Annotated in this window: 27 protein-coding genes; 19 read left to right on the top strand and 8 right to left on the bottom strand. The window is 59.3% G+C overall.

Annotated elements, in window-relative coordinates; all coding sequences use genetic code 11:
- The first annotated feature begins 188 nt into the window (after positions 1-188).
- From ACUCV3_RS00715 to ACUCV3_RS00730, 4 genes are all read left to right on the top strand, one after another.
- Positions 189-1,076, top strand: a complete 888-nt coding sequence (locus tag ACUCV3_RS00715; protein WP_293919458.1) for an iron-containing redox enzyme family protein — start codon at positions 189-191, stop codon at positions 1,074-1,076.
- Positions 1,077-1,082: 6 nt separating this feature from the next.
- Positions 1,083-1,448, top strand: a complete 366-nt coding sequence (locus ACUCV3_RS00720; protein WP_017502228.1) for a response regulator — start codon at positions 1,083-1,085, stop codon at positions 1,446-1,448.
- A gap of 262 nt (positions 1,449-1,710) precedes the next feature.
- The gene (ku, locus tag ACUCV3_RS00725; RefSeq protein WP_026109394.1) at positions 1,711-2,604 is read left to right on the top strand and encodes a non-homologous end joining protein Ku; all 894 of its coding nucleotides are present in this window, start codon (positions 1,711-1,713) and stop codon (positions 2,602-2,604) included.
- A 4-nt stretch (positions 2,605-2,608) separates the two neighbouring features.
- The gene (locus ACUCV3_RS00730) at positions 2,609-2,869 is read left to right on the top strand and encodes a hypothetical protein (RefSeq protein WP_017502226.1); all 261 of its coding nucleotides are present in this window, start codon (positions 2,609-2,611) and stop codon (positions 2,867-2,869) included.
- Between the two features lie 6 nt (positions 2,870-2,875).
- Here ACUCV3_RS00730 and ACUCV3_RS00735 read toward each other — a convergent pair whose 3' ends face one another.
- Positions 2,876-3,118 carry a KTSC domain-containing protein gene (locus ACUCV3_RS00735; protein WP_293919457.1) on the bottom strand — a complete coding sequence of 81 codons (243 nt, stop codon included), beginning with the start codon at positions 3,116-3,118 and terminating at the stop codon, positions 2,876-2,878.
- Positions 3,119-3,254: 136 nt separating this feature from the next.
- Between ACUCV3_RS00735 and ACUCV3_RS00740 the strand changes: the two genes are divergently transcribed.
- Positions 3,255-4,187 carry a GNAT family N-acetyltransferase gene (locus ACUCV3_RS00740; RefSeq protein WP_017502224.1) on the top strand — a complete coding sequence of 311 codons (933 nt, stop codon included), beginning with the start codon at positions 3,255-3,257 and terminating at the stop codon, positions 4,185-4,187.
- A 99-nt stretch (positions 4,188-4,286) separates the two neighbouring features.
- Positions 4,287-6,803, top strand: coding sequence for a DNA ligase D (ligD, locus tag ACUCV3_RS00745; protein WP_017502223.1), 2,517 nt, complete (start codon positions 4,287-4,289; stop codon positions 6,801-6,803).
- A 386-nt stretch (positions 6,804-7,189) separates the two neighbouring features.
- On the opposite strand, the gene ACUCV3_RS00750 is transcribed toward ligD, so the two are convergent.
- Positions 7,190-7,453, bottom strand: coding sequence for a DksA/TraR family C4-type zinc finger protein (locus ACUCV3_RS00750; RefSeq protein WP_026109393.1), 264 nt, complete (start codon positions 7,451-7,453; stop codon positions 7,190-7,192).
- A 378-nt stretch (positions 7,454-7,831) separates the two neighbouring features.
- On the opposite strand from ACUCV3_RS00750, the gene ACUCV3_RS00755 reads away from it, so the two are divergent.
- On the top strand, positions 7,832-10,432 hold the full coding sequence (locus tag ACUCV3_RS00755) for a PAS domain-containing protein (protein ID WP_017502221.1): 2,601 nt from the start codon (positions 7,832-7,834) through the stop codon (positions 10,430-10,432).
- A gap of 155 nt (positions 10,433-10,587) precedes the next feature.
- Here ACUCV3_RS00755 and ACUCV3_RS00760 read toward each other — a convergent pair whose 3' ends face one another.
- Positions 10,588-11,133 carry an MgtC/SapB family protein gene (locus ACUCV3_RS00760; RefSeq protein ID WP_017502220.1) on the bottom strand — a complete coding sequence of 182 codons (546 nt, stop codon included), beginning with the start codon at positions 11,131-11,133 and terminating at the stop codon, positions 10,588-10,590.
- A complete protein-coding gene (locus ACUCV3_RS00765; protein WP_017502219.1) occupies positions 11,126-11,734 on the bottom strand; it encodes a DedA family protein in 609 nt (202 codons plus the stop codon). Before ACUCV3_RS00765 ends, ACUCV3_RS00760 begins: the two co-directional genes overlap by 8 nt.
- A 576-nt stretch (positions 11,735-12,310) precedes the next feature.
- Here ACUCV3_RS00765 and ACUCV3_RS00770 point away from each other — a divergent pair.
- Genes ACUCV3_RS00770 through ACUCV3_RS00785 form a run of 4 tightly spaced genes read left to right on the top strand, consistent with a single transcriptional unit; the run spans position 12,311 to position 13,225 of the window.
- Positions 12,311-12,592 carry a DUF2171 domain-containing protein gene (locus ACUCV3_RS00770; protein ID WP_482240285.1) on the top strand — a complete coding sequence of 94 codons (282 nt, stop codon included), beginning with the start codon at positions 12,311-12,313 and terminating at the stop codon, positions 12,590-12,592.
- A 10-nt stretch (positions 12,593-12,602) separates the two neighbouring features.
- On the top strand, positions 12,603-12,791 hold the full coding sequence (locus ACUCV3_RS00775) for a hypothetical protein (protein WP_017502216.1): 189 nt from the start codon (positions 12,603-12,605) through the stop codon (positions 12,789-12,791).
- Positions 12,788-13,000 carry a hypervirulence associated TUDOR domain-containing protein gene (locus tag ACUCV3_RS00780; RefSeq protein ID WP_081600939.1) on the top strand — a complete coding sequence of 71 codons (213 nt, stop codon included), beginning with the start codon at positions 12,788-12,790 and terminating at the stop codon, positions 12,998-13,000. The genes ACUCV3_RS00775 and ACUCV3_RS00780 overlap by 4 nt, the downstream gene beginning before the upstream one ends.
- A 33-nt stretch (positions 13,001-13,033) precedes the next feature.
- A complete protein-coding gene (locus ACUCV3_RS00785; RefSeq protein WP_017502215.1) occupies positions 13,034-13,225 on the top strand; it encodes a hypothetical protein in 192 nt (63 codons plus the stop codon).
- Between the two features lie 104 nt (positions 13,226-13,329).
- Here the strand turns inward: ACUCV3_RS00785 and ACUCV3_RS00790 are convergent, their stop codons facing one another.
- Positions 13,330-13,521, bottom strand: coding sequence for a hypothetical protein (locus ACUCV3_RS00790; protein WP_017502214.1), 192 nt, complete (start codon positions 13,519-13,521; stop codon positions 13,330-13,332).
- Between the two features lie 284 nt (positions 13,522-13,805).
- Between ACUCV3_RS00790 and ACUCV3_RS00795 the strand changes: the two genes are divergently transcribed.
- Together ACUCV3_RS00795 and ACUCV3_RS00800 are read left to right on the top strand one after the other, a co-directional pair.
- Positions 13,806-14,408 (top strand): alpha-ketoglutarate-dependent dioxygenase AlkB, encoded by a 603-nt coding sequence (locus tag ACUCV3_RS00795; protein ID WP_313337240.1) that lies wholly within the window; start codon positions 13,806-13,808, stop codon positions 14,406-14,408.
- Positions 14,405-14,740, top strand: coding sequence for a hypothetical protein (locus tag ACUCV3_RS00800; protein ID WP_017502212.1), 336 nt, complete (start codon positions 14,405-14,407; stop codon positions 14,738-14,740). Before ACUCV3_RS00795 ends, ACUCV3_RS00800 begins: the two co-directional genes overlap by 4 nt.
- Here ACUCV3_RS00800 and xth read toward each other — a convergent pair.
- From xth to ACUCV3_RS00815, 3 genes are all read right to left on the bottom strand, one after another.
- A complete protein-coding gene (gene xth, locus ACUCV3_RS00805) occupies positions 14,737-15,534 on the bottom strand; it encodes an exodeoxyribonuclease III (protein ID WP_017502211.1) in 798 nt (265 codons plus the stop codon). The two genes, ACUCV3_RS00800 and xth, sit on opposite strands and share 4 nt — an antisense overlap.
- A gap of 297 nt (positions 15,535-15,831) precedes the next feature.
- A complete protein-coding gene (gene amyA / locus ACUCV3_RS00810) occupies positions 15,832-17,319 on the bottom strand; it encodes an alpha-amylase (RefSeq protein WP_038292947.1) in 1,488 nt (495 codons plus the stop codon).
- Between the two features lie 154 nt (positions 17,320-17,473).
- Positions 17,474-17,719: a hypothetical protein gene (locus ACUCV3_RS00815; RefSeq protein WP_313326182.1), complete on the bottom strand. Its 246-nt coding sequence runs from the start codon at positions 17,717-17,719 to the stop codon at positions 17,474-17,476.
- A gap of 533 nt (positions 17,720-18,252) precedes the next feature.
- Here ACUCV3_RS00815 and ACUCV3_RS00820 point away from each other — a divergent pair.
- The 6 genes from ACUCV3_RS00820 to treY all read left to right on the top strand — a co-directional run bounded on the left by ACUCV3_RS00820 (position 18,253) and on the right by treY (position 26,953).
- Positions 18,253-18,429 carry a DUF3606 domain-containing protein gene (locus tag ACUCV3_RS00820; protein WP_081600986.1) on the top strand — a complete coding sequence of 59 codons (177 nt, stop codon included), beginning with the start codon at positions 18,253-18,255 and terminating at the stop codon, positions 18,427-18,429.
- Between the two features lie 281 nt (positions 18,430-18,710).
- A complete protein-coding gene (locus tag ACUCV3_RS00825) occupies positions 18,711-18,953 on the top strand; it encodes a DUF2934 domain-containing protein (protein WP_081600987.1) in 243 nt (80 codons plus the stop codon).
- Positions 18,954-18,991: 38 nt separating this feature from the next.
- A complete protein-coding gene (glgX, locus tag ACUCV3_RS00830; RefSeq protein WP_017503392.1) occupies positions 18,992-21,097 on the top strand; it encodes a glycogen debranching protein GlgX in 2,106 nt (701 codons plus the stop codon).
- Positions 21,094-22,800 (top strand): malto-oligosyltrehalose trehalohydrolase, encoded by a 1,707-nt coding sequence (treZ, locus tag ACUCV3_RS00835; RefSeq protein WP_081600988.1) that lies wholly within the window; start codon positions 21,094-21,096, stop codon positions 22,798-22,800. Before glgX ends, treZ begins: the two co-directional genes overlap by 4 nt.
- Positions 22,770-24,563, top strand: a complete 1,794-nt coding sequence (locus ACUCV3_RS00840; RefSeq protein WP_157228591.1) for a 4-alpha-glucanotransferase — start codon at positions 22,770-22,772, stop codon at positions 24,561-24,563. The genes treZ and ACUCV3_RS00840 overlap by 31 nt, the downstream gene beginning before the upstream one ends.
- Positions 24,560-26,953 carry a malto-oligosyltrehalose synthase gene (gene treY, locus ACUCV3_RS00845; RefSeq protein WP_293919452.1) on the top strand — a complete coding sequence of 798 codons (2,394 nt, stop codon included), beginning with the start codon at positions 24,560-24,562 and terminating at the stop codon, positions 26,951-26,953. The genes ACUCV3_RS00840 and treY overlap by 4 nt, the downstream gene beginning before the upstream one ends.
- The last annotated feature ends 35 nt before the right edge of the window (positions 26,954-26,988 follow it).

Below are 26,988 nucleotides of genomic sequence, written 5' to 3' on the forward strand. Positions count from 1 at the left end.
GAACGGGAAATTTGCAGCTGAGAGTCCGAGAAGGGGCGATGCTTACTTGAGGTCGGCGATATCCACAGAAGAATTCTGGAAGCCAGTGCCGATACCAAGGGCCTGGCTTAATCTTGATCAATGGGATTTTCTGGAACGGATGTCAGGTTCTCGGCTTTCTATGGGATATCCTATCGGAAGGCATCCTCGTGGCTACCCAGCTTAAACATCATGTCCCGCAATTTCTCGATCAAGACTTTCAGGAAGAACTGAGCCGCTGGAATAGACGGCGGCTGGCGCCGGCATTTCCACAGGATGTGTCTGTAGCGTCGTTTGGCGACGATATGACCATGCAACGGCTGCAGCAAGCCTTTCTGGAAAAACTGCGGGCTGAGGTGATCGATGAAGCCGCGGATGCGCCAACCGATCCCGACGGCTTTATCGGGTGGTTCGAGCAACTCAAGGCGATCGGGCCCGGGCAGCAGGATCGCCTTTTCCCTTGGCTTGCGGATAAGGCAGATCGGAATCAGTTGCGTTGGTTCCTGTCACAGGAAGCCGCTGGAGAGGCTGGTTTCGACGACCTCGTAGCGATGACGCAGGTGAAATTGCCCGCGCGCGCGAAGCTGGAATTGGCCCGTAATTATTGGGATGAGATGGGCCGGGGTAATGCCAAGGGCATGCATGGACCCATGCTTGACCAACTGGTCGAAATTCTCGACCTTGATACGCGCATCGAGAGCACGGTTTGGGAAAGCCTAGCGTTGGCGAACGCCATGACTGCCATGGCGTCTTTACGTGCCTATACATGGCATAGCGTAGGAGCCTTGGGCGTTATCGAACTGACCGCGCCCGACCGCTCGGCCCTTACCGCCCGCGGCCTGCGGAGGATTGGGCTTTCAGGAAGTGAGCGGCGCTATTTCGACCTTCATGCCGTACTCGACATTAAGCATAGCCGAGATTGGAATGATGAAGCGATCGCGCCTCTGGTCGCAGAAGAACCCCGGCGCGCCACGGCCATGGCCGAGGGCGCGCTGATCCGATTGCGATGCGGAGCACGCTGCTTCGAGCGCTACCGCGCCTATTTTGGAATAGAGTAAGGCGACATGCCCGAGAAATATCCCGAGGACCGCAAAATCTTACTGGTCGAGGACGACCCGGCCGTCGCGGCGATGATCGCTGAACTCCTGGAAGACGCGCATTATGTCGTCGACGGCCCCCACACCACTCTGGCCGATGGCATTAGCGCAGTAGCGGATGAGATGCCCGACGGCGCGGTGCTCGATGTGCGGCTTGGTGAAGGCGACTCCGGTTTACTGGCGGATGACCTGGATCTGTATGACATCCCCTATGTTTTCTGCGCGGGCGCATTCGATCATCAAGCCGTCCACGCGCATCCTGCCGCGCCCCTGATTTCAAAGTCCGACCTCGTTCGGCGGCTAGTGCCCACCTTGCGCCGAATGCTGCACTGACATTTCGGCAAGGGATGTTAAAAGCGACGAGAAGCCCGCCAAAGGGCCGGAGTGATGCCAGACAGTGTAAGGCCGAGCAGGCCGCTTAGACGAGGGCGGAAGGCGAGCGAGGTATAGGAACTCCTGCAATGTCAGTCAGTCCCAGTCCGCAAGACTTTCATCGACCAAAACTCGACGTTGACGGCGGTAAACGAAGTCGCCCTCGAGCGTGGGAACGCTCTCCATCGGAGAAAGTTATCGGAAGAACGAGTTGGAGACGATCATGGCTGCACGACCTTATTGGAAAGGCCAGATAAGACTGGCCTTGGTTTCGATCCCTGTCGAAATCTATTCGGCGACCAAGAGCGGCGCGACCATTGCATTCAATCAAATTCATGAGCCGTCGGGAAAGCGCATCAAATATGAGAAAGTCGTGCCCGGCATCGGCCCGGTAGATCTGGATGAGATCGTCAAAGGCTTTGAATATGCCAAGGGCGAATATGTCCTGCTCGATGAGAAGGAGATCGAGGGCGTCAAGCTCGAGAGCAAGAAAACTCTCGAACTGACGCAGTTTGTCGATAGCCACGAGATCGACGCGATCTATTTCGAAAAGCCCTATTATGTCGTGCCGGCCGACGACCTGGCCGAGGAAGCCTTCATCGTGCTGCGGGAGGCGCTCCGCCGCAGCCGAAAGATCGGACTTGGCCAGCTAGCGATGCGCGGGCGGGAATATGTCGTCAGCATCAAGGCCTGCGGTCGCGGAATGGTCATGGAAACCCTGCGTTATGCCGATGAGGTCAACAAGGCAGCGAGCTATTTCCGCGAAATCGGCGATGGCGATCCTGATGATGAACTCCTCGATCTTGCCACGACCCTGATCGACAAGAAAACCGGCAAGTTCGATGCCAGCGATTTTCATGACCGCTATGTCGATGCGCTCAAGGATCTGATCGAACGCAAGAAGAAAGGAAAGACCCTCAATATCGATGCGGACGATAGCGAAGGCGACCCGCGCGGCAGCAACGTCGTCGATTTGATGGCCGCACTTAAAAAATCGCTGGGCAGTGGCGATTCCAAGCCTGCTGGGAAGAAGGCGCCAGCCAAAACGGCAGCGAAGAGCGCCGATAAGAAGCCAGCAGTGAAGGCTCCAGCGAAGACGACGCGCAAGCGGGCGTGACCTCATGCCCGGTAAAGACCCAAACGCATCCGGCAGCGACGATGACGGTGATGATGCTTTCGCGGAGGGTGCCATCACACTCTGGAGCAATTTGCTGGCGCTGATCGGCACGCATTTGCTCGAAACTGGTATGCCGCGCCAGGAGGTTCTCGACATGCTGACGATGCTCCACGAAACCAATGAGGAAACTGTGCGATCGCCTCGCGCGCGCGCCATTGCAGGACAGCATCTGATGTCGGTCTACCGGGTGCTCGGAGAGGCTTGAGCGCCCTTAATCTGTCGGCCCGAAACGTCGGCGCTCGGGGTCGCGACGGCACGCGAAGTGACCCTTGATCCTTTCGTTGAAAAAGGCTCCCGCCGAGCCGGCCTTGCACAGCTCGTCGAAGATGATGGCAGGCACGTGATAGTAGAGATATTTGCCGGTCTGACGGAACGAGATGTAAAGCGTGTGCTCCTCATCATCGAACGTGACCCGCTCGATCATCGAAGAGTTTTTGAAACGGCAGGCGCGCATCAGCAATCAGCGAAATTACCGATGTCGCGTTCCCTGCCGGCCGACGAGCCGAATCAGAAACAAGGCCGGATGATGGTCTCGCCCAGACGGGGGCGGGGCCCCGTGAACCGGGCGCCGGCTCAAGGGTTATCTCAAGATGGCAGAAGAGGCGATCGACCAAAAACTGCGCGACATGGCCGAGCATCGTGGCCTCAAGCTCGTGAAATCACGCAGGCGCAAACCGGGTGTCGGCGACTATGGCAAGTTCGGGCTTACCGATGCAGCCGGCAATCCGTTGTTCGGCATTGGCGCACAAGGGCTGGAAGCGACGGCGCAAGATATCGAGGCCTATCTGCGGGCCGGTGCCGCCAGCACCTGGAAGGCATCGGCGGAAAGCACCCCGGCCAGACCAGTATCGACAGCCCGACCCGCAGGCAGCAATAACGACGACGGCCAGGATATGGAATCGGCCATTCGGCCGCGCTCGACACGCAGGTCTAAGAAACAGCCAAAAAATCCCGACAGAGGATATTCGCAAGGTCGCAAAAAAGCCGAAGGACCGCCAATAGATCGGTGCAAACACGAGGCCAAAGCGGCTGCGACTGTCAGGTCAGCATCGCGTCCAAACGACCGCAGCTCCGACCCTGCGCCGGTGCCCCAACCGAAACTGCTCATCCGCCCCGCAAAGGCAGCCGACGCGGAAGCGCTTGTCCCGTTGGTGCGACAGCTGTCCAGAGTAAAGCTGGACGAACTCGGTGTCGCCCGGAATCTGAAAGCAGCGCTCAAGGCGGAGGCCGACATGGCTGTCGCTGAATTCGGAGAAGTCGTCGGTTGCTGCGCCTGGGCCGTCATACCCACGATCCAGCACGGGCTGGTCGGCAGACTGACGTTGCTCCTCGTTGCGCAAGCATACCGAAGAAAGGGCATTGCCACCGCTCTGGTCGATGAGGCCGTGAAGTCGCTCCGCAAGGCAGGTTGCACGCGGCTTGAAGCGATGAGCGACATCGAGGTGAGGAATGCCCACAATTTCTTTCGCACGTTGAAGTTCGAGCAGACCAGCTACCGGTTCGCGCGGTCAATCGACCGCTAATGATCGCTGTCCGGTTTCGCCGCGCTTGTCAGACCTGAGCCGCGCAGGAACGAGTCATGGCATCCGGGGATTAAGGGAGCGAAGGGATCCGGAATCGACATGCCGAACGTACAGACCAGGAAGGAGGACAGGCTCGCCACCTATCGCGCCAAGCGTGATTTCGCGCGCACCGCCGAACCCTCCGGGGCGACACAGCCCGCCGCCGGTAATGGCTTTGTCGTCCAGAAACATGCCGCGTCCCGTCTACACTATGATTTCAGACTGGAGCTGGACGGTGTTCTTCTCAGCTGGGCCGTCACGCGCGGGCCCAGTACCAACCCGGATGACAAGAGGCTGGCTGTGCGGACCGAGGACCATCCGCTCGACTATGCCCGGTTCGAGGGCACCATCCCCAAGGGTGAATATGGTGGCGGAACCGTCATGCTGTGGGACAACGGAACGTGGGAACCGATCGCGGGCAAGGATCCGCGCGCGACCCTGACCGAAGGCCATCTCCATTTCATCCTTCATGGGCGCCGGATGCAGGGCGAATGGATCCTTTTTCGCATGAAACCGCGCGGCAGGGGAAAGGGGGAGAATTGGATATTGCGCAAGGTAAAGGATGCCTTTGCCGGCGGCTCGGACGATCTGGTCGGGCTCCACCTGACCAGCATAGATAGCGGGCGCACGATGGAGGAGATCGCTGCGGGCAAACCGATTGCAAGATTGAAGTCCAAGGCATCGCCGTCGGCCTCAGCCTCAGTAGAGGCGCAAGCCAGGAAGCCTGCCAGGGCAACGAAGCGTAGGAAAGCAGCCCGTATCCTGCCGCCGTTCCAGCCCGTGCAGCTGGCGACTCTTGTCGACCATGTGCCGCCGGGTGATCGCTGGCTGCACGAGCTCAAATATGACGGATACCGCACGCTGCTGGCGATCGGAAATGGCGAAGGCCGCGCCTATACGCGCTCGGGGTTGGACTGGTCGGACCGGTTCGCCGGACTGATCGGCGACGCCGTCACGCTTGATGCTGAAAGCGCCCTGATCGACGGTGAAGCGGTCGTGGTGTTGCCCGACGGCAGGACCAGTTTCCAGGCTTTGCAGGCAGCGCTCAAGGACGACCCAAACGCGATCGATTATTTCGCATTTGATTTGCTCGAACTTGACGGGGAAGATCTGACGCAACGGCCCTTGCTGGAGCGCAAGGCGCTTCTCTCCGCGTTGATTGGCGAGGGTCGGGGGCATTTGCGCTATTCCGACCATATCGTCGGGCGCGGCGAGCAGCTCTTCGACAGATTCTGCGACGCGGGGCTGGAGGGGGTCATCTCAAAGCGCATCGACGCACGCTATTCAGGCTCGCGCTCAGGGGGCTGGGTGAAGACCAAGTGCATCCGTCGGCAGGAGTTTGTCGTCGTCGGATGGACCCCCTCCGACAAGCAGCGGGGCTTTCGCGCCTTGCTGCTGGGGGTGAACGAGAAGGGCGTGCTGCGATACGCAGGCAAGGTTGGGACCGGGTTCACCGGTGACGAGATCGAGCGCCTGATGGCGTTGATGGCGCCGCTAGAACAGAAGACTGCGACGGTGGAGGCACCGCGAGCAGCCGTGCGCGGCGCTCACTGGATCAAGCCCAAACTCGTCGCCGAGGTCGCCTTCATCGAATTCACCGACGAAGGCGTGCTGCGCCATTCGAGTTATTTGGGGCTTCGAGAGGACAAAAAGCCCGAAGCGGTGGTGGTCGAAACCGAAGCGCTGGTCGGCGAACTCACCGCTCCGGGCGCTACCAGTGCCGTCAAGATCAGCAATCGCGACCGCGTCATCTTTCCCGAGGGCAAGCTCACCAAGGGGCAGCTCGCCGAATATTATGAAGCTGTTGCGGAGATCATGCTGCCCTGGAGCGGCAGCCGGCCGCTCAGCCTGGTGCGCTGCCCGCAAGGCCGAGACAAGAAATGCTTTTTCCAGAAACATGATGCAGGCAGCTTCGGCGATGCAGTCAGGCATGTCGCGATCCGCGAGAAGGATGGGCATGACGAGCCCTATCTGTTCGTGGACACGCCTGCCGGACTTCTGACCTGCGTCCAGATGGGCACGATCGAGTTCCATGGCTGGGGCGCTCGGATCGAGGACGTCGAGATGGCCGACCGACTGGTGTTCGATCTCGACCCCGACGAGGGGGTGGAGTTCAAGGATGTGGTCTCGGCGGCTGCCCATCTTCAGGACGTGCTGGGTCAGATGGGTCTCGCAACTTTCCCGATGGTGACCGGCGGCAAGGGAGTTCATGTCATCGCGCCGCTCACGCCGACCGCCCAATGGCCAGTGGTCAAGGATTTTGCGCACCGCTTTGCCATGGCCCTTGCGCAGGCCGATCCCGACCGGTTCACTGCGGCCCTGGCCAAGGCCAAGCGTACCGGACGCATCTTCATCGACTATCTTCGCAACCAGCGCGGCGCCACGGCCGTCATGCCGTACAGCGCGCGTTCGCGCCCCTTTGCGCCGATCGCCGTGCCGCTCAGCTGGGAGGAGTTGCGCGATCTGGACAGTCCGGCCCACTGGCATATCGGCGATGCCATGGAGATGGTGAAGCGAGCACGGTCCAAGGCACTCGCGCAATGGGGCCGTGCCGACCAGGTCCTGCCAGATTTGTGAAGATCGCCACCTGCAATGTAAAAGGCGTGAACGGCCGTTTGCCGGTCCCGCTTCGCTGACTAGCAGAAGCCGGGCCAGCCATCGTCATGCTCCAGGAACTCAAGGCGCCGGAGGAGAGGTTCCTGCAGAGCGCGCTTTGCGATCTTGGCTATCCTTCCATCTGGCATGGCCAGAAGAGCTTCGCGATCCTCAGCGCATTGATGCGCCGGTTGATGCTCATATGCGGGGTTGGGAGATATCGAGCGACCATGCGCCGGTGTGGGTCGAGCTTGGCGACAAGAAGGTTCGATGCCGAACCGCAAAGTCATGATGTGCCAGGGCGTGCCCCCTGTGTTCCGACTCATCTGCACTTGAACCACTGTCTGGCTGACAAAGTCTGCGGTGAATTATTTCAGCTGACTGTCCTTGCTGCCACGGCGATTGATCCCGACAGAACGGGCAGCCCTATCACGTTTGGACTGGCACGCAACACAGGTCCGGGTGCCAGGTAAGGCCTGCCGGCGTCGCTCGGGAATCTCCTCGCCGCAATCATCGCAATATACCGCGCTCTCGCCGGCAGGCATCATCGTCCGCGCACGCTGCACCGCGTCCTTGATCGTATCGTCAATCTGGCCTTGCACTGCGCCATCGGGCGCCCAACCATTTGCCATCGCCTTGACCTCCATATCCTAAATGGAGCTCCGGCGCGCTAAGTTCCAGTTGTGTGCCCATTGACGCAGTCATGGGGTTCCTGACCAAGCTGACGGGCAATAAGCGACCGCCGATCTATACAGTGGTGAACGACAATTTTGCCTATGTTCGACCGTATGCGCTTAACTATGAAATCAGCGTGCCAGCGTTTCTTCCAAAAAGGGCCACTCCACCGCAACCCATCTCGATAGAGGAAAAGCCAAAGGCGCTGCCTGCAGGGATTACGAGCGCCTCAATCTGTCACGCCCTCAAGCTTTCCAATGCCATGGAGATGGAACCGCACTCTACTTCCCTCGCTTCTGGCAAAAACGAAAAGCGTAGGCGGGATCGACATAAGAATGAGCGAGACAGTGACGAATGGACACGGCACCGCCGACGCGCAAAGGATTGAAGCTGAAGTTCTGGGCCTCGACAAAGGGACGGATCCCTTCGTAGCTGCGGTGCGGGCCACGCGCATGCCGATGATCATAACCAATCCGCGTCTGCACGATAATCCGGTGGTGTTCGCCAATGACTCCTTCTGTCGGCTGACGGGTTACGAGCGCGAAGAAATTCTGGGTCGCAACTGCCGATTTTTACAGGGACCAGAGACGGATCGGGCGGATGTCCAGGCCATTCACGATGCGGTGGAGGCGATACGCCCTATCGAGATCGACATTCGCAATCATCGTAAGTCCGGGGAGCCATTTTGGAACCGGCTCCTTCTTGCCCCCGTATTCGACGAAGCAGGAACGCTCGCATATTTCTTCGCCAGCCAGGTCGACGTGACGCTGGAGCGCGAACGCCTTGAGGGGCTCGAAAATTCGAACGCTGCCCTCATGGCTGAAATCACCAGCCGGCTCCAACGCCAGAACGAGCAGGAACGCGAGCTCGATTTTGCCCTTCGCGCCGGAAAGTTCGGGACTTGGAGTATCAATTTCGAAACCGGAGAGCTCACAACCTCTCCTGCGTGCCGGGCGCTGTTTGGCGTAGACACGGAAAAGCCGTTTACATTTGATGACCGCCTCGCGGCCATTCATTCCGCCGATCGCGCGGCTAACATCGATGCGATCGACCTGACACGGCGTACGGGAGGGGATTTCGACGTCACCTACCGGATCGTTACCCCGGAGGGTGAAATTCGCTGGCTGACGTCTCGCGGTCAGCCGTTTCTCAACGCCGACGGCAAACCCTTGCGGCTTGCAGGCATATCTTCCGATGTTACAGAGCAGAGGCGCGCTGAGCGAATGCGCATCGCGCTGGTCGCACTGAGCGATGTCGTGCGCGACGTGCAGGACCCTGCAGACATCTCCTTTGCGGCAGCCCGGATATTGGGCGAGGCACTGGAAGTCAGCAGGGCAGGCTATGGCGTCATTGATCCGGCTCTTGAGACGATCACGATCAAGCGCGATTGGAATGCCGAGGGCATATCGTCCCTGGCCGGGGTGCTGCAGTTCCGGGACTATGGATCCTACATCGAGGATCTCAAGCGCGGAAAAGACGTCATCATCGCCGACGCTGACCTTGATCCGCGGTCGGTGGAGGGGGCTGATGCACTCAAGGCCATAAGCGCGCAGGCAGTGGTCAATATGCCGCTCACCGAGCAGGGCGGCCTCGTCGCGTTGCTCTACCTTAACCATGCCACCGCGCGCGAATGGCTCGACGACGAGATCGCTTTCGTCCGGGAAGTCGCGGAACGAACCCGAATCGCTACCGAACGGCGACGGGCTGAAATCGAACTTCGCGAGCTGGCGGCCTCACTCGAGCAACAGGTCGAGCAGAGAACGCGAGACCTGATAGCCGCCGGAGAAGCGTTGCGCCCATCGCAAAAAATGGAGGCGGTCGGGCAGTTGACGGGTGGACTGGCGCATGACTTCAACAACCTGCTCACCGGGATCACGGGCGGGCTCGAGATGATCCAGATGCGTCGGGCGCAGGGTCGGCATGAGGATGTGGACCGCTATGTATACGCAGCGCAAGGTGCCGCGCGTCGCGCGGCCGCGCTGACACACAGGCTGTTGGCCTTTTCCCGCCGCCAGACTCTCGCGCCAAAACCAACCTGCGTTGTCGACCTCGTGAATGGCATGGCCGACCTCGTCATGCGCACCGTGGGGCCCTCCATTGAGGTGGAGGCGGTCAACGGCGTAGGGCTTTGGCCGGTCCTTGTGGATCCGAGCCAGCTGGAGAATGCTCTTCTCAATCTGTGCATCAATGCGCGTGACGCCATGCCCGATGGCGGGAAGATCACGATCGAAACAGGAAACCGATGGCTGGATCGCCGGACTGCTGTCGAGCGGGACATGGAGCCAGGGCAAAATGTATCCCTCTGCGTATCGGAAACCGGCACAGGGATGAGCAAGGAGACAATCTCCAAGGCTTTCGATCCATTTTTCACGACGAAACCCATAGGGATGGGAACGGGGCTCGGCCTCTCGATGATCTATGGATTCACGCGCCAGTCCGGTGGGCAAACCCGGATCTATTCCGAGCTCGGTCGCGGCTCGACGGTATGCCTCTACCTTCCACGCCATCTGGGGGAAGCGGGCAGCCCTGTAACACCGGAAGCCGAGCCGGCGCTGGCGCTTCAAGCACGGGAAGGCGAAACCGTTCTGGTGATTGACGACGAACCCACCGTGCGGATGCTGGTCGTCGAGATTCTGGAAGGTCTTGGCTATGGTGCGATTGAAGCCGTAGACGGCGCGGCAGGACTAAAAATTCTGGAGAGCGATGCACGAGTGGACCTGCTCATCACGGATGTCGGCTTGCCTGGTGGAATGAACGGCAGGCAGGTGGCAGACGCAGCCCGCGTGAAAAGGCCGGACCTTAAAATCCTCTTCATCACCGGTTATGCGGAGAATGCGGTATTAAGCCATGGGCATCTTGATCCCGGTATGCACATCCTCACCAAGCCCTTTTCGATGGAAGCCATGAAGCAGCGCATCACTGATCTGCTTCACTAAGAAATTGGATGGGGAGACAATAGCTGATCGCGCGTTTGCCGCGCCTATCCACGCGATCGCCATTATCGGCCTTAAGCTTCTTTCGGCCAGATGCATCGCCGCCAAGCTCGACCCTGCTACGCAGCCGCTGAATTGCATGACGCATGAAGCGCCGATTACTCCGCGCTGTTGGCCTTGTCTCGTGCGTCGCGGGGGTCCCGAGCTTTGCCGCGCGAAACAGTGCCACGACGGTTGGGCATCTGAATGTCATCGTCAGCGTGATCTGGCACCGGGTCGCGATGGGGAAACAGGCGTTCAACCAGGGTTGCTGCTACGAGCAACAAAAGGGCCAGAACCGTCCCAGCCAGCACGAGGAGATACTGACCTGCACCTGCAGTGATTCCTATGGCTGCTGCCATCCACAAACTCGCGGCTGTCGTCATGTTCCGGACATCGCCGCCGCGCACGAATATGAGGCCGCCGGCGATAAAGCCGATCGCCTGAGCAAGCCCCTGTATCACCCTTACGGGGTCACCTTCACCGTGATTTTCCACTAGTTCGAGCGCCGACAAGGTCAGCATGCTGGAGCTGAGCGAAACCAGCCCGTGCGTGCGAAGACCGGCATCATGGCCGCGGCGCTCACGCTCGAAACCGAGTGCCAGACCCAGTGCAGTGGCCAGGCCGAGCCTTGCGAGCGTCGTCATGAGATCGTCTTCAAGCATTGTCGGTTCGAGCCTGGAAAGTGAAGACGCGGTAGAGATAGTAGAGGAGGATACCCCCCATGATTACCATGCCGGCGGTCCCCAGATACTGATCTACGGCTCCCGATTTGCCTTCAAGCCAATATCCCATCCCAGCAAGCACGCTGTTCCACGCGGTTGCGCCAATGATCGTCAGCATCAGGAAACGCGGCAATTTTGTGCCGAACAGGCCAGCAGGTATGGATATGAGGGTGCGAAAACCCGGAATGACATGGGCAATCGGGATCGCCCAGATACGATGTCGCTCGAACCACCCGTCAATATGATCGATTTCTGCCGGTGAGAGCGTGAGCCAACGACCATGACTGCCGGCCCAGCCTTTCAATCTCCGCTCGCCCAATTTGCTGGCTATCCACCACCAAAAGAAAGCGCCGGCGCTTGTGCCGACCGTGCCAGAGAGGATGACGAAAATGATATTGAGTTTGCCGTCTGCCGCCGAATATCCCGCAAGCGGCATGATCACCTCGGATGGTATCGGTGGAAAGATATTTTCCAACATCATCAATAGAGCGATAGCCAAATAACCAAGCCGGCCAACAAGCTCGGTAATCCACTGTGTCATCGCCACGTCCTCGAGTTTCGCCTTTTGCTGTGCAGAAATAGCAGTTGAAGAACCGACCTGGCGCCAGCGAGAGAATCTCCGCCTGGGTCAGGCCAGCTTGAGCCTTTCCCGATACATCTGGCGCATAGGATCATCGCCATCTGCCTTTTTTTAGGGCCAACTCGAGACGAGGAAAGAGATCATGCTCCTCGCCCCGCATATGGGTTTCGATGTTTTGGCGAGTGGTGACAAATAGCTGTGCGTTGCCATCATACTCTCCTGATATCTTTCCTTCTCAACCATGCTGGCACAAAGGCGTTCCCGGGCGGAGAAATGGCGCTTGCTTCTGCCGGTGATCGATTGCCCCTGGTTAGCCTGCATGGGTGCGCGCCCCGATTGAGATGCCCCCAATTCAGGATGATCGAAAAGCAAAATAGGGCGAATCCATCCAACACAAGTTAAGCGGGAGGCACCTGAACCGATTTTATCGGAACAGTCGCGTCGTTAGCAGGTTGGTACCCGAAGGTTTAAGCGCACGCGCAGCCGCGGTTGCCCCCGGCAAAACCGCTTTGCACATCTGAAATGCAGGAGACGATCATGGCAGATCTGACCGCCATAGTTGAGCGTATGAACATAATCGGCGCTGATGGCGTCCACATCGGGACCGTGCACCGGCTTGAAGGTCACAGGATCAAAATGGTGAAGGCCGATAGCGGTTCTCATGGTGACCATCATCACTTCATCTCGACCGGCCTGGTGGCTGCGGTGGAAAACGATCAGGTGCGCCTGTCGGCTAATGCCGATTCCGCCATCCTGCTCGAAGAGGAACAGGATGGCGGGGGCCATCATGGACGACGGCTGACAGCCAGGCGAAGCTAAGGATTGGAACATGACGGACACGGTACGAAAGACGCACGAGGACGATGTCGGGCTCATGACTGACAAGGAACTGATCGACACTTGGGAGGCGGCCTCCGGGAAGGAGATCGAAAATGCTTCCCCCTTCATGCGGGCCGTCATCGAGGCAATGGCCAAGCGGGACATCTCATCATCATCGCATCCACGGGTGGCGTGGTGAAAAAGCCCCTGAAGGCTGGAGATGCGGTTTCATGGAAAAGCCCTGGCGGTGATGCGCATGGCACTGTGGCGAAGAAAGTTACGGTCCCAACCCATATCAAGGGTCACAAGGTAGCAGCCTCCCGCGATAACCCGCAATTCATTGTCAAGACGAACACAAGCAAGCGTGCTGCGCACAAAGCTCAGGCTGTTACCAAGGGACGGGCTTGAGCAGAAAGGCCATTTCCGAAGGATTTGATATGGATGGCCGCCCCCTCGTCGCCGCGCAAGAAGGGAAGGGCCGTCTTGCTGATAGCGGGAATCGTGATTTCTCTCTTACTATCGATCTTCATGTGCCACAATTTCTGGCAAGCAGAGGAGATGAATGAAGATCAGGCAGCGGGCAACAATGCCGCCACCGCGCATACCGGCCCATCCTACAGTCAAAAGCCATGATATAATCGAACGTCCCGAATGCGACGTCGACATGGACCTCCATGGCCCCATATTACCGTAGGAACTGTCGTCGAGTTAACCCCGCAGCGATCGGCGGATCTTTCCTACTCATTTTGCGATAGCGGTCCCTGAGCGCGGGGCATGTCCTCGGACAAACGCGCACGCATCGCATATTGCTGCGCCATTTCACAATGGAGCCGCTTGGCGAGAGGGCCTGCGATTTTCTCGGCCGTGGCAAGCTCCTGAATCTCACGCCTGCGAAAATAGGCGGCATCGTCTTGACGGTGCATCGTCATTTCTCCTCATATATCTGCAATTCGAACAGCCAGCCGGGCGCAGCAACGAGCGGAACCTCTCCGTTCATTAGACAGGATCAAGGCGAAATCAGCGGGACCGATCACGAATGACAGCCAGTGACTGCATTGGATCAGGAAATCGGCGCGCGCCATGGGGATGAACGCTGCCCACCGCGGGGGTGTTCGCCACGTTCGGACCGGTGGCCTGTCGCAAATAGCTGCGCCACTGTAATCGGCAACCAGCGATCCTATATCGCAATCAGCAAAATGAGCCCAACCGCCTCATGCACCACCACGCGATGGCCTGGATGACGATGATGTCAGATTTATTCGACATGCCGGTGGTTCCTGGCCTTGCGGCGCGGGACGATCTGCTGACCAAAATGGAGGAAGCTGAGCTCATCGCTAATATCAATGGCAGTAATCTCACCCCCTTTCGGTTCCAGCAATGGACTGGGAAGCGCCTGACCCATAGCTATGGCTGGAACTATGACTTCGAGCATCTCCGCTTCGCGCCAGCCGAACCAATGCCGGACTGGCTCCTCGAAGTGCGAAGCCGCGCTGCTGCTTTTTCCGGGCTTGCAGCAGACGAACTCGCTCAGGCTCTGCTGATCCGCTACGATCCAGGTGCCGGCATCGGCTGGCACAAGGACAGGCCGGTGTTCGAGCATGTCGTGGGCATTTCGCTTGGCAATGACGCTGTTCTGCGCCTGCGCCGTCGAACGACCGCCGGGTTCGATCGCGCCAAAGTCTCGCTGCCACCGCGCTCCATCTATCATTTGTCTGGTGAAGTACGTCACGCTTGGGAACATAGCATTGCCCCTATCGAGGTGCCGCGCTGGTCGATCACCTTCCGCAGCATTTCTGACAAGGTCCGAACGCTGTGAGCAGCCGCTCCTATCCCATCACGCCGGACGGACGGTATTTCGCGGTGCGCGGGCGGCTCTGGCGCATGAGCAACCCTGCTCTCGAGCCTGACGAGCGTGAACGCCTGGTGAAGGAACTGATGGACGCTCGCCGTGCCGTCGGCGCGGCGCGGCGCGCAGCCGATGCTGCCGCCGAGGCAATCGCGCATGATGCGGTCCATCGCGCCAAGGTGGCGCTTGGCGAACGTGGCTCGGCCTGGTGGTGCGATGGCGCACCCGACCTTAATCGCCATCTCGCGCGCACAGGCCCCTATGCACAATGGTATGCCGGCCTTCCTGAAGGGGAGGGCTAGGGCATTCGCTTGCGCTTGAGCTTGTCGACCAATTCCACGACAACCGGGGCATGGTCGCTGGTCCTGTCCCAGCCGCGCGGACGGCGATCGACCTCGGCCGAAATCAGCCGCGCTACGGCCCTGTCGTTCAAAAGGATATGGTCGATCCGCAGGCCCGCGTTGCGCTCGAACGAATTGCGCCAATATTTCCAAAAGGTGTAGACGCGCTCGTCAGGGTGAAGATGCCGCAGGGCATCGGTCCAGCCCAGCTCGAGCAGCCGCGCATAAGCCTCGCGAACTTCCGGCGCGAACAGCGCATCGTCGCGCCAGCGGTCAGGGACATAGACGTCGAGATCGGTCGGCATGACGTTGAAGTCGCCAGCGATCACCACCGGCGCATCGAGAGCCAGAAGCGTCGAAAGATGATCATGCAGCCTGTCGAACCATCGCAGCTTGTAATCGAACTTGGGGCCGGGTCTCGGGTTGCCGTTGGGAAGATAGAGGCCGGCGATCAGCACACCGTTTACTGCAGCCTCGATGTAGCGGCTCTGCACATCCGCCGGCTCCCCCGGAAGCCCCCGGCGCGTCTCGTGGATCTCGCCGACGCGGCTCAAAATCGCCACCCCATTCCAGCTCTTCTGCCCTAGCCAGATCGCCTCATAGCCAAGGTCGCGGAGGGCGGCTTCGGGGAAGCGCTCATCAGGTGCCTTGAGCTCCTGCAAACATACCAGGTCCGGCTCGGCAAGCGCGAGCCAGCGCAACAGCACCGCAAGCCGCCCGTTGATACCATTGACGTTGTAGGTTGCGATCTTCATGGCGTGGACAGGCGGATCAGATAAGCCTCGGCCGGGCTACCCTTGAAGACCCGTCCGACCTCGATCAGGCAGCTGCGCTTGTCCCGCAACAAGGGCATCATTCCATAACAGCTATGCGCGACTTTTCTTTGCGCACGTCCCTCTCCGTGAGCGAACGGCTTCATGCAATGCAGCGCTTCTGCCGGGGGAACCGGGAAAACGACCATGCTCGAACATCTCCCGTCCTGGCTGGGAAAGCGCTTGTCAAATGTCCGCGCCCGGCGTGTTGCGCCCTCTCTCGGCAGCGAGATCCAGGGCTCACAAACTGTCTGACCTTACCCAGAGGCTAAGGGATCCGGCGGGTGAAGCAACCTCAACATTACCCTCTTCGTCAGCAAAGATTTCACCTTCGACATGTCCCAGGAAGTCGCGAAAACATGCGCCTGAATGTTCCTTTCCCAGAGCCACCTTCTTTTCTGTGGCTGTTGCGTTTGAAAGCACAAGGATTGCGCCGGGATGATCTTCCGTTCCGTGACGCACCACTGCAATGCAATGAGGATCGTCAAACAGATCTGATTGGGCGCCGTGAGCAAAGCGCTGACGCGCTTCGATCAATCGAGGCAGGCATTTTACCGGGGAAATGTCGATCTGATGTTCGTCACCATCACCACCAGTGTCGGTGTATGAAGCCCCGTAAAGGTCCGGATGGAATATGCATGGAACGCCCTGCTCGCGGATGAGGATCAGCGCGTAGGCCAGCGGTTTGAACCAGTCTTCTACAGGAGCTTCCAGCGCCTGTAGAGGCTGAGTGTCATGGTTGCCGACAAGGGTCACGGCATGATCGGGGGAATGCGCGACCAGCGTCTCGTCGAACAGCGTGCGCAAGTCGAAACTCTCACCGGCTAGGGAAGCCTCATGGAAGCGGTGGCACAGTGCAACATCAAAGAGCATCAGCTGCTTGTCGACCTGGTCGAGATAGCGATGCAGGTTATCCATATCGGGGTGCCAATATTCAGCGACTACGAACAGATCCTGCCTGACCGTATCGCGCATATGACCAACCCAGTCTCGGAAGAACCAGGCGGGTATATGTTTGGCAGCGTCGAGGCGGAATCCATCGCAGGCGACCTGATCTGCCAGCCATCTTCCCCAATATTTCAGTTCCTCATACACTGCATGATTTCGAAACTCGACATCGGCACCCATGAGATAGTCGTAGTTACCAAGTTCATCATCGACCTCATCGTGCCATTCGCCTTCGCCATATTCATTTGCGATGCGAAACACGCCATCTTCCACTGGATCCTCAATATGGTCGATGCCGGTGAAGCAGCGGGCATCCCAGATGAAACGGGAATGTTTCCCCCGTCGTCCGGGGAATGTGAATTTCGTCCAGGCCCTGGCCTTGATGATCTGGTCATCCAATTGGGTGCGATCGTCTGGATTTGCCCGGCGCACGGATACCGACTCTGTCTCGTCAGCTCCAATCTTGTGATTGAAGACGACATCATGGATTATTCGCAGCCCCTCATTTCGTAACATGGTGGTGGCGCGTTCGAGCGCAGCCCGATCTCCATATTTGGTCGCGACGCCTCCTTTTTGATCGAACTCGCCCAGATCAAAAAGATCATAGCTGTCATAGCCTACAGACAATCCTCCCGACGCCCCTTTATATGCAGGAGGCAACCAGACATCGGTAATGCCGAGCTCGGCAAGATGCCGAGCCTGCTCGGCCACATCATTCCATAATCCGCCCCCTGCCGGATAATACCAGTGGAAGAATTGAAGCAGGGTGCGTTGCGACATGGCGGTTCCTCAAGAGATTGAAGCAGCCGCTAAACGGTCAGCACGGGCCGCGGTTGCCCGAACAGCACCAGCTTTTCGCGTTGCCGTCGCCAACACGCGCCTGACGGCCGGGGCTTCACCGCATCGATCCCACATTCAAGACGTGATGGTTGGTTCAGGCTGACAATTGCGGCTCGATCGAGCCAGGTCCAAAGTCGAGCACCTCGCCGCGATTTTCCTCCGCCGTCACATTCCGGACGAAGTCCGGAGCTTTCTTATTGAGCCAGGTTAATCTATGGATTTTTTCCGGAACATTGATGACTTCAGCGCGTCTCCCAGCAGCAACTGGCGTAAAAAAGTTGCATTTCGTGGAGACTGGGATGTCAGATTGCCGGATACTGGAATGGCTGTCGTCGAACACCGAAAATTTCCGGCTCTGGCATAATGCGCACCGGGAAAGCGCCATAAGCGTGGAGCGATACCTGCTGCATCGCGAACATATCCAGGAACCGATTTCATTTGTTGATGCCGACATGCGCCGATGCGCGGTACGGTCGAACAGCTTGTGGGAACTAAGCGTCCGACATCTCGATGGCTCGCAAACACATATTGGTGCCCCCACATTCGAACTTTGCCTCAAGGCGGCGCGCGAAATGCTTCTCCAAACCTTTCCGGGTGCAGTCGCAGCCTGAATGTAGCGGGCTGCCCAGTCCGGCTAATTTTTTGCGCGCAGCGGCAACCATGCGCCTCTGCGTCGCATTAAATCACCTTCTCGTGGCACTGCGATGCACGCATCACCTTTTCACCTGGATGATAACGCGGCTTTTGGAATTTCATCCGGGCTAAGGCCAAAGCTTCCCTCCTGGATGCTGTATCCAAAATCGGTAGCCTTCCCTGATCTCGCAACATTGTTCATGGACCAGCGTTGACCTTCATCTCCATGGAGGGTCATGCATGCCTGAGAACGACAACCGTGCTTATCCAGTGGATCGAGATCATGTTGCTTTGGGCAACGAAGACCAGATCCAATATTGGACCAGCCATTTCGGCGTTGATCAAGTGCAGTTGGAAGAGGCTGTCGATGCAGTAGGCGATGATGTCGCGGCTGTCGCGGCCTACCTTAATCAATAGGCAGCGCGGCAAAATGCAGTGAGAAAAACAAGAGGAAGATGCGGCCGGGCCGTATGGGCGGGCCGCCCGCGCGAAGCCTATCGTCCGCATGAACCGAGAGCCTTGTTCGACACGACCATGTCCGCCGCACTGACCTGTCATCGCCTCCCCACCTCATCGACATGCCAGCATCCCCATGGCTCCAGCGTTCCCCACCGCTTGAGCCTATTTCGGTACAGCCTCGCAAACTGCCTGATCTACATCAGTAGGCGCATCCAAACTTCCTCTGATGCATTTGGGTTTTGTTCCAGATCCCGAACCAGGAAGCCATCATGACAGAGGAAAATGAAGCGAGAGTTCGCCAGCGCGCGCATGCCATCTGGGAAGCGCAGGGTCACCCTGAAGGCCTGGCAACCGAACATTGGCGCCAGGCGGAAGCCGAAATTGCCCAGGCACAAGCGGCAGTTCAACTGCCAAACCCCCTGGCAAGCGGCGCTGCAGCCCAAGCGCTTACCGGAAAGAGATCAACCAAAGCCCGGGGCTGAAACCCTTTGCCTGACTTAGCTACAGGACAACACCGCCCTTGAGCCTTTATGCTGATCGTCTCGAGGGCGGGTCGCCCTATCCCCTCGGCGCCAGCTTCGATGGCCTTGGCGTCAATTTCGCCATTTTCTCCGCCAATGCCGACCGGATAGAATTATGCCTGTTTGATCCTGGCGGGCGAAAGGAAATGGCGCGCCTTACCCTTCCTGAATGCACGGATGAAGTATGGCATGGCTACCTGCCAGATGCGCGCCCGGGTCTGCTTTACGGCTATCGTGTGCACGGTCGCTACGCGCCAAAGGAGGGCCATCGTTTCAATCCCAACAAGTTGCTGCTCGATCCCTATGCCCGCCGCCTGTCGGGCAATATTCGATGGAATGACGTGCTGCATGGTTATCGGGTCCGCGGCAGGCAAGAGGATCTGGGTTTTGATCGCCGGGACAGCGCACGCGCCATGCCCAAGGCCGTAGTGACACATGACAGCTTTGACTGGTCCCGCGATATACGCCCCAATATTCCCTGGTCGCAGACCATCATCTACGAGGCCCATAGCAAGGGCCTGACCAAGCTCCTGGAGGCTGCGCCAGCACAGGAACGTGGTACATTCGCCGCGCTCGCGCATCCCAAAGTGATCGACCATATGAAGCGCCTCGGCGTCACCGCGCTCGAACTGATGCCCATCCACGCTTTCACCCAAGATCGCTTTCTGTTGGAAAAGGGCCTGCGTAACTATTGGGGCTATAACAGCCTGAGCTTCTTCGCGCCCGAGCCAAGCTATTTTGCGAGCGATACGCATGACGAGTTGCGCGTGGCCGTGCGGCGGCTTCACGCGGCCGGTATCGAGGTCATCCTGGATGTCGTCTACAATCATAGTTGCGAGGGAAGCGAGCTGGGGCCAACCCTCTCCTGGCGCGGTATCGACAATGCAACCTATTACAGGCTCCTGCCCGAAGATCGGCGTTATTGTCTCAACGATACCGGCACAGGCAACAGTTTCAACCTGACCCATGCCAGGGTGATACAGATGGTAGCTGACTCGCTGCGCTATTGGGCGAACAGTTTTGGTGTGGATGGCTTTCGGTTCGACCTCGGTTTGACGCTTGGGCGTACAGAATATGGGTTCGATCCCAATGCAGGCCTTTTTGACGTCCTGCGACAGGATCCGGTACTTGGAAGGCTCAAGCTCATCACCGAACCATGGGACGTGGGCATGGGCGGCTATCAGCTCGGTAATTTTCCGCCCGGCTTTGCCGAATGGAACGACAAATATCGTGATACCGCGCGTCGGTTCTGGCGAGGGGATCCTCTGCAGAGAGCCGATCTGGCGGCGCGGCTGTCAGGCTCTGGCGACATTTTCGATCGCCGCGCGCGGCGCCCCTGGGCCAGCGTGAATTTTCTGGCCAGCCATGACGGCTACACGCTTGCCGACGTCGTTTCCTATGAGGAGCGACATAATGAGGTCAATGGCGAGGATAATCGCGACGGCCACGATAATAATCTCTCGCGCAACTGGGGCGCGGAGGGATCGACGGATGACCCGAGGATCATTGCCCGACGACACAATGTTCGTCGCGCCATGCTCACGACCCTTCTTGCGTCTCTTGGCACTCCGATGCTGGTAGCAGGCGATGAATTTGGTCGTACGCAGGGCGGTAATAACAACGCCTATTGCCAGGATAATGCAATCAGCTGGCTCGACTGGTCGATGATGGAAAGCGAGGAAGGGAAGGCGCTTTTCGATTTCACCGCCAGATTGATCGCGTTGCGCAAGGCCCATCCGGTGCTGCGTGCCCCAACCTTCCTCTATGGTCAGGACTCGCCAGGCTTCGGCATCAACGACATCGAATGGTGGGATGAGCGCGGAGAAAAGTTGACGCACGACGACTGGCACAATCCCGAAGGGCGCGCCCTTGTCATGCGACGGGCAAGCCTGCTGGAGGATGGGCGCGTCGAGGCTCTGACGCTGCTGCTCAACGCAAGCGAGGATGCAATCGACTTCACGCTTCCTTCACCCTCCGCTCCGCGACAGGTGCTCATCGACAGTGCGCAGCCCGAGCGAGCGCCCTTTGCTATCGGCGACGTCTACAAGGTGGAGGCACATGCGGCAGTGTTGATATGCTGGCTTGGCGAAAGGCCAGCCATATGACGCAATGGGGCCCGAGCGATCTTGGCGAGGGGCGATGGCGCTTTGCGCTTTGGGCGCCGAACCGGGACAATGTCACTCTGGAAATTGATGGAGCCCAGGCGCTGCCGATGGCACCGTCTGATGGAGGCTGGTTCTATCTCGAGACTGAAGCGACAGCGGGAGACCGCTATCGTTTTCGCCTTACCGCCGACCTCGCCGTCCCGGACCCTGCATCGCGCCGACAATGTGGCGGCGTTCATGGCTGGAGCGTCGTCACTCCGATCGCCGCGCCCGCTAGCGGCTGGCAGGGGCGCCCCTGGGAGGAGGCTGTCATCTATGAGCTGCATGTCGGACTGTGTGGAGGATTTGCAGGCGTAGCGGCAAGACTGCCTGCTCTGTCAGAAATTGGCGTGACAGCGATCGAGCTCATGCCGATCAATGCTTTCAGCGGCTCTCGCAACTGGGGCTATGATGGCGTGCTCCCCTTCGCGCCGGCCGAAGCCTATGGTGGCCCGGCGGACCTGCGCGCGCTGATCGACGCTGCTCATCGCCTGGAGATGATGATCTTCCTTGACGTCGTCTACAATCATTTCGGGCCCGATGGAAACTATCTCGGCAACTATGCCACGCCCTTTTTTCACGCCCAGCGCCATACACCATGGGGCGGAGCGGTGGCGGTCGACCGACCGCAGGTCGCGGCCTATTTTCGCGAAAATGCGTTGATGTGGTTGAACGATTATGGCTTTGACGGACTTCGCTTCGACGCGGTCCATGCGATCGGCAACGATGATTTTCTTGACGGTCTGGCGCGCGATATCCGCGCAGCCACGCCGGGCCGCCGCATATATCTGATGCTCGAAAATGAGCGAAACGATGCTGCCAGACTAACCCCCCACACCTATGATGCGCAGTGGAATGACGATTTCCACAATGTCATGCATGTTCTTCTGACGGGGGAACATGATGCCTATTACGAGGATTTTGCCGACCAACCCGCACAGAAGTTGGCACGCTGCCTCAGCGAAGGGTTCATCTACCAGGGGGATCCCTCACTGCATCACAAAGGTGCGCCGCGTGGGAGCCCCAGTACGCACCTGCCCCCTCACGCCTTCATCGCATTTCTGCAGAACCACGACCAGACCGGCAACCGCGCGCTGGGCGAGCGGCTGATCCATCTTGTATCTGTAGAACGGCTCAGGGCCGCGACGAGCCTGCTGCTCCTCATGCCGCACATCCCCCTGCTGTTCATGGGCGAGGAGGTGGGCGCCAAAAGTCCCTTCCTGTTTTTTACGGATTTTCGCGATGATCTTGCCGATGCCGTCCGTGAGGGCCGGCGTCTTGAGTTCAAGGGCTTTGCCAGCTTCTCGAGCAGCGATGCCAGGGAACGCATTCCCGATCCCAACGCGCTCGAAACCTTCAACATGGCAAGGGTTATGCAAGGCCAGGACGCCGCGGACTGGCGATCCTTCTATGCCACGCTTTTAACCCTCCGCCGCCAGGCGGTCATGCCGGGGATTGCTGGCGCACGGGCGCTTGGCGCAACTGCGCTCTCCAGCGGCGCTGTCAAGGCGAGATGGATGCTTGGCAATGGTCGCCTGCTTACCATCCTCATCAACCTTGGCGGCGTGGCGGTCGACCTTTCTGAAAGCACGCAGCCCTGCTTCTCGACAGGGGATCCGGGCGCGCCGGCCAGTTGCACCATCTGGATCGGGCAACCGCAATGATACTGCTTCACCAGCTCGCGCAGGAGGCCGGCATCGCGCGCCTGTGGACCGATGCGGACGGTATGGAGCAGGTTGTAAGCGATGATAGCCTGCGCGCGATCCTGGCCTCGCTCGGCCTTCCGGCCGACAATGACGCTGCTGTTACAGTGTCACGCGCCGCGCTCCACCAGCGACGCTCTGCCCGCCCCGGATTGGTGACCGTTGATTGCGGCGAGCCTCTCCCGCTGCCTGGCGGAAAATTCACCCTCCGGGACGAGACGGATGCCGTCCTGAAAATCGATTCCGAATGCGGCTTGTCCGTTCCTGGCTATTATCGCGCTGATCTGGATGACGGCAGCGTCATGCTGGCGGTCGCGCCTCTCACCTGTCCTGCTATCAGGACTCGAGGGTGGGGCGTCACTGTTCAGATTCCCTCGCTTCGCGAAGAAGAGAAGGATTTTGGTGATTTTGACACTCTTATCGAGGCCGTCACACGGCTGGGCGCCTGCGGCGCGGATGCAGTAGCCCTCAGCCCGGTCCATGCCCAATCGCTTCTCGCACCCGGCCGCTTCGCGCCTTACTCACCCTCGAGCCGCGTTGAACTCAACGCGCTGCTGCTACCAGTGCACAGGCGGGGCGTGGCGCCGTCAGCCACGCTGATTGAATGGGACGTCGCTGGTCCGGCCAAGCTCAAGGCGCTTGAAGAAGCGTTCAGGCGTTCTGCGGCAAAGGGCAACGCTGACGCTCAAGTCGACAGTTTCGAGGCTTTCACACAGGCGCAGGCCCGTGCCAAGCTTGATGATGTCCAGCGTGAGGCAAAGAATGCGGGCATGGCGATCGGCGTCATCACAGACCTTGCTGTCGGCGTCGATCCGCAGGGAGAGGAAGCACGCAAAGATCCGGGTGCCTTTCTCCAAGGCCTGCACATAGGCGCGCCGCCCGACCCGCTGGGACCTCAGGGTCAGGACTGGGGCCTTACAAGCTACAGCCCTCAGGGCCTGGCAGATCGCGGATTTGCCCCCTTCATCGCTTTGCTGCGGACCAATATGCCCCGCGGCGGAGGCATCCGGATCGACCATGGCTTTGGACTGCAGCGTCTTTGGATCATTCCCCAAGGTCGTCCGGCAACCGAGGGCGCCTATCTCTCCTATCCCTTTAACGACATGCTGCGCCTTGTCAGGCTTGAGGCCTGGCGCGCAGCCTCCGTCGTCATTGCCGAGGATCTTGGAACCCGACCTCCTGGATTTGGCGAGGCGCTGGAAAAGGCAAATATCTATGGCATGACCGTTCTGCCTTTCACCCGTGGCGAAGAAGGATTTCGGCCAGCATCAGCCTATCCCGAACGTTCCGTGGCCATGAGCGGAACACACGACATCGCTACAATCACGGGCTGGTGGACTGGTCGCGATCTGGACTGGAACCGCAGGCTTGATCGCGGAGGGGAGACGCCTGCCGAACGGGCCGAGGCCCGATCAGCGCTATGGACCGCTATCGGTGGGGGCGCGCCGCAGCCCGCTGATGATGACGCGGCGCCTGTCATTGAGCGCGCGCTTGCCTTTCTGGCGGGATCAACTGCTCCTCTGTTGCTGGTGCCGATGGAAGATCTCCTTGGCCTTGCCGAGCAGCCCAACCTCCCGGGCACCACGAACGAACATCCCAATTGGCGCCGCCGCCTTCCCGCGCCGATCGAAAGGCTGCTTTCCGACCCCGATGTCCAGCAACGTATCGCCTGCCTCTCCACGATCCGTCCGAAGACCGCTTTGCAAAAAAGGGTTCAGCCATGACACCGCGCGCGACCTACAGGGTCCAGCTGACGAAGCAGTTCCCTTTTGCAGCTGCCCGGGCAGTCATACCCTATCTCGCGGATCTGGGCGTGAGCCATCTTTATGCTTCTCCCATCACCACGGCGCGCCAGGGCTCAACCCATGGCTATGATGTCATCGACCCAACCCGGATCAATCCCGAGCTTGGCGGCGAGGACGGGTTCCGCCAACTGGTTGCAGCCCTGCGAGCCCATGGCATGGGCATCATCATCGACATCGTCCCTAATCATATGGGGGTAGCTGGCGGCGAAAATCCCTGGTGGAACGATGTATTGCGATTGGGCCCGACCAGTCCGTTCGCCTGCTATTTCGATATAGACTGGAACGGTCCCCTGAAGCTTCCCATATTGGGCGGGCCACTGGCTGCCGTCATCGCGCAGGGCGATCTCGTCGTTGGATCAGCGGGAGCACCCCATCTACTGCTCTATGGTGAGCAGAAGCTTCCCCTGCGTCCAGACGGACCCCAGCAGGGCGATATCGCGACTATCGCGGAAGCACAGCATTATGCCCTCATTCATTGGCGTACTGCTGGCGATCAGCTGAACTGGCGCCGATTTTTCTCAATCAACGATCTGGCTGGCGTGAGGGTTGAAGACCCGGCCGTCTTCGAGGCGACGCATGGCCTCTATTTCCACCTCTATCAGGAGGGATTGATTGACGGGCTGCGCATCGACCATGTCGATGGCCTGTCGGACCCTGCGCGTTATTGCCGCCGTCTGCGATCGCGAATGGACCAGATCCGTCCCGGCGCCATCATCCTCGTTGAAAAGATAGTTGGGCCCGGGGAAATGCTTCCTCCCGACTGGGGCGTCGAGGGGACCAGCGGTTATGATTTCATGCGCGATGTCACGGCCCTGCTGCACGACCCCATTGGCGAAACACCTCTCGCAAGCCTGTGGGAGGCCCTCGATCCTGATCAGTCCGACCCGCAAGATGTCGTCCGGCGCGCGAAACGCGACATGCTCGAATGGCAGTTCGAGGCGCAGCTGGCTGCCTGCGTTCACGCTTTCAGCGCCGTCGCCCAAAGCAGCGGACAAGCCGCGATCATGGCGTGGACGGAGCCGATGTTGCGCCGATCGATCAGCTGCCTACTGCAGGCCTTTCCTGTCTATCGCACTTATGGCGACGGACAATCGGCTCCTGCAAGCGACGAGGAAGTGAGGCTCGAGGCGTGGGAAGCGGCAAAGCCCTCTCTGCCCCCCGGCGAGAGACCGGTAGGACAGCAGATTCTGGCATGGCTTGCCGGTGATGGCCCTGGCCAGTCCGAGCTTGCGGCCGAGGCTGTACGCCGATTTCAGCAGCTTTCGGCGCCGATAGCCGCCAAGGGGGTGGAAGACACCGCCTTTTATCGCCGGGCACCACTATTGTCAGCCAATGAGGTTGGATCGGCGCCGGCGGAATTTTCCATTTCGCCGGCGGAATTTCATCGCCGGGTCCTTCAGCGGGCCAGCGAGTTCCCGGCGGCCATGCTCGCGACCGCGACCCATGATCATAAGCGCGGTGAGGATAGCCGCGCCCGCATTGCGGTACTCAGCGGCGTGCCAGATCTCTGGGAGCATCATGTCCAAGGATGGATTAAACGCGCCAGGACGCATCATGGCGACATTCATCCTGCCGATTGCTATCAGCTTTTCCAGACCTTGTTTGGCACTTGGGACGGCTCAAGCGATACTCTTGCCTATATGGATCGCATCCTTGCCTGGCAACAAAAGGCGCTCCGGGAGGCCCGGCTTCGCTCCAGCTGGGAGGAACCATGCATCGACTATGAAGAAAAGGCTGCCCATCTTGTACGTGATCTTGTTGGAGCCTCCGACTTCAGAGACGATATGGAGCGCCTGATCGGACGTATCGGGCCCGCTGCCCAGGCTCACAGCCTGGTGCAGACCGTTCTGAAATTCTGCCTGCCCGGCATTCCTGACATTTACCAGGGCTGCGAATTGGAGGATCTGAGCCTGGTTGACCCCGATAATCGCCGCGCCGTCGATTATGCGCGACGTCAGGCTTTGCTTGCCCCCGGTGAAATGACAGAAAATGCCAAGATCAAGCTTGTTCAGAGGCTTCTGGCACTGCGCCGGGACAATTATTCGCTTTTTGCGTCTTCCCGCTACGAGCCTGTACTGGCCAGGGGGCCGAGAGCCGGAAACATCCTTGCCTTCACCCGGCGAAACGAAACAACGCAGCTGACCTGCGCAGTCCTCATCCGCGCGACCTCCGCTATCACGGAGTCTGGTTGCCTGCCGTCATCGCAATGGTGGCAGAACACATATCTGGAAGCGGGCGCCTCAATACCAGCGCATCAACTCTTCGCTCAGCAACCCTATTATATGTCCCTCGACCGAACCGCTCCCTAGATCTGAGCGCAAGCGCAAACCCTGTTGGGCAGATT

This window comes from Sphingobium sp. VMM, assembly GCF_056790315.1.

Bases quoted from the DNA above. Each gene is read 5' to 3' on its own strand.
- ACUCV3_RS00720 (WP_017502228.1), top strand. From the start codon at position 1,083: ATGCCCGAGAAATATCCCGAGGACCGCAAAATCTTACTGGTCGAGGAC.
- ku (WP_026109394.1), top strand. From the start codon at position 1,711: ATGGCTGCACGACCTTATTGGAAAGGCCAGATAAGACTGGCCTTGGTT.
- ACUCV3_RS00730 (WP_017502226.1), top strand. From the start codon at position 2,609: ATGCCCGGTAAAGACCCAAACGCATCCGGCAGCGACGATGACGGTGAT.
- ACUCV3_RS00735 (WP_293919457.1), bottom strand. From the start codon at position 3,118: ATGCGCGCCTGCCGTTTCAAAAACTCTTCGATGATCGAGCGGGTCACG.
- ACUCV3_RS00740 (WP_017502224.1), top strand. From the start codon at position 3,255: ATGGCAGAAGAGGCGATCGACCAAAAACTGCGCGACATGGCCGAGCAT.
- ligD (WP_017502223.1), top strand. From the start codon at position 4,287: ATGCCGAACGTACAGACCAGGAAGGAGGACAGGCTCGCCACCTATCGC.
- ACUCV3_RS00750 (WP_026109393.1), bottom strand. From the start codon at position 7,453: ATGGCAAATGGTTGGGCGCCCGATGGCGCAGTGCAAGGCCAGATTGAC.
- ACUCV3_RS00755 (WP_017502221.1), top strand. From the start codon at position 7,832: ATGAGCGAGACAGTGACGAATGGACACGGCACCGCCGACGCGCAAAGG.
- ACUCV3_RS00760 (WP_017502220.1), bottom strand. From the start codon at position 11,133: ATGCTTGAAGACGATCTCATGACGACGCTCGCAAGGCTCGGCCTGGCC.
- ACUCV3_RS00765 (WP_017502219.1), bottom strand. From the start codon at position 11,734: ATGACACAGTGGATTACCGAGCTTGTTGGCCGGCTTGGTTATTTGGCT.
- ACUCV3_RS00770 (WP_482240285.1), top strand. From the start codon at position 12,311: ATGGCAGATCTGACCGCCATAGTTGAGCGTATGAACATAATCGGCGCT.
- ACUCV3_RS00775 (WP_017502216.1), top strand. From the start codon at position 12,603: ATGACGGACACGGTACGAAAGACGCACGAGGACGATGTCGGGCTCATG.
- ACUCV3_RS00785 (WP_017502215.1), top strand. From the start codon at position 13,034: ATGGCCGCCCCCTCGTCGCCGCGCAAGAAGGGAAGGGCCGTCTTGCTG.
- ACUCV3_RS00790 (WP_017502214.1), bottom strand. From the start codon at position 13,521: ATGACGATGCACCGTCAAGACGATGCCGCCTATTTTCGCAGGCGTGAG.
- ACUCV3_RS00795 (WP_313337240.1), top strand. From the start codon at position 13,806: ATGCACCACCACGCGATGGCCTGGATGACGATGATGTCAGATTTATTC.
- xth (WP_017502211.1), bottom strand. From the start codon at position 15,534: ATGAAGATCGCAACCTACAACGTCAATGGTATCAACGGGCGGCTTGCG.
- amyA (WP_038292947.1), bottom strand. From the start codon at position 17,319: ATGTCGCAACGCACCCTGCTTCAATTCTTCCACTGGTATTATCCGGCA.
- ACUCV3_RS00820 (WP_081600986.1), top strand. From the start codon at position 18,253: ATGCCTGAGAACGACAACCGTGCTTATCCAGTGGATCGAGATCATGTT.
- treZ (WP_081600988.1), top strand. From the start codon at position 21,094: ATGACGCAATGGGGCCCGAGCGATCTTGGCGAGGGGCGATGGCGCTTT.
- treY (WP_293919452.1), top strand. From the start codon at position 24,560: ATGACACCGCGCGCGACCTACAGGGTCCAGCTGACGAAGCAGTTCCCT.